Source organism: Pseudomonas agronomica (genome assembly GCF_025917275.1).
GTDB classification, from domain to species: Bacteria; Pseudomonadota; Gammaproteobacteria; order Pseudomonadales; family Pseudomonadaceae; genus Aquipseudomonas; species Aquipseudomonas agronomica.
Genome location: NZ_JAOSHO010000847.1, coordinates 1 through 1273 on the forward strand (window position 1 = coordinate 1; position 1273 = coordinate 1273).

Consider the following 1273-nt stretch of genomic DNA (forward strand, 5'->3'; position numbering starts at 1 on the left):
TGGCGGACGTGGTGTATTTGGGGGTGTGACAGGACTGGCAACCGGCCTGGAAAAACAGGTTCTTGCCCGCCAGCACCTGGGGCGAGTCCACGTCGCGGCGGGCCGGCACGGCGAGGTTGCGGCTGTAGAACAGCACCAGGCGCAGAATGTTGTCGCTGACTTCCGGCTCGCCCTTCGGGCCATTGCCGTTGGGCGCGCGCTGGCAATCGACCTGGGCCTCGGTGCAGTCGTCGAACGGACGCAGGCTGGTCGTCAGGCCCATGTCGCCGGCAAACGCATGGACGTTCTGTTGATTGAGGTTCGGCTGCCCGGCCTTCCAGCCGAAACGCCCCGGTACGGTCTTTTGCTGGACGTCGTCCCAGACCCTGTTCGGCCGGCCAGCAATACCGTTGTTGTCCCGGGCCTGAGCCTGCGCATTCGCCAGGATGGCCTCGTCGGGGATGGCCTCGAGCAAACCCAGGCCGATCATCGGCGGTGCGACGCGGGCCGAAAACCGCGTGTCGGGGTGCATCGGGCCATAACCCAACTGGGTAATCTGCAGGTTCGGCTTGCGCAGTTCCACGACGGTGCCGTCCTTGAAACGCACCGGGACCGGTGTGTAATCGACCCGCACCTTGCCTTCTGGAACGACGCCCGGCACGGACATGTCCTGCAATTGTCCGCCGTAGGTCGGTTCCGGCACGACGCCGAGTTGTTCGATGAGCTTGGCATACGGTGCTGCATCGGGAATCGACAGGCGCACCAGCATCGATACCGCGCTGGTTGCGTCTGGCGCCGGCGGGTGGCCGCGCCCGTCCTTGATATGGCAGTTCTGGCAGGCGTTGGTGTTGAACAAGGGGCCGAGGCCATCACGGGCAGTCGTCGTCGAAGGGGCGATCACCCAAGGGCTGCGGAAGAAACTGTTGCCGACGCTGAAATCCACCCGCCGTGAGGGCGGCAGGTTGGCCGAAGGCAGGGAAAAGGCATTCTGGTCGGCCTTGCGTACCGTCGCGTTGCCGCCGGACTTGGCTTCGCCGGGTTCGGCCTGGGTGAAACGCGGGGCGTCATCGCAGGCACTCAGGCCCAGGGCCAACAGCAGAGCGCATAAGCGAAGAGGCAACGACAGCATCGGAAATCCTGCGGGACGAGGGAAACGCGGGCGCAAAGTCTAACAGGGCGGGGCGGTTTGAATAAGAGGAATTATCGTTTGGTTTGATCGGGGCTGTATGGTTCTGACGCTGCGTAGGAGCCAAGGAGCTGCGTAGGAGCTGCCGAGCGAAGCGAGGCTGCGATC

General features: G+C 64.3%; 1 protein-coding gene. It reads right to left on the reverse strand.

Annotated features, from left to right (window positions below; all coding sequences use genetic code 11):
- On the reverse strand, positions 1–1108 hold a 1108-nt coding region (locus tag OC610_RS27625; RefSeq protein ID WP_264432683.1), incomplete at its 3' end, for a di-heme oxidoreductase family protein.
- Positions 1109–1273 lie beyond the last annotated feature (165 nt).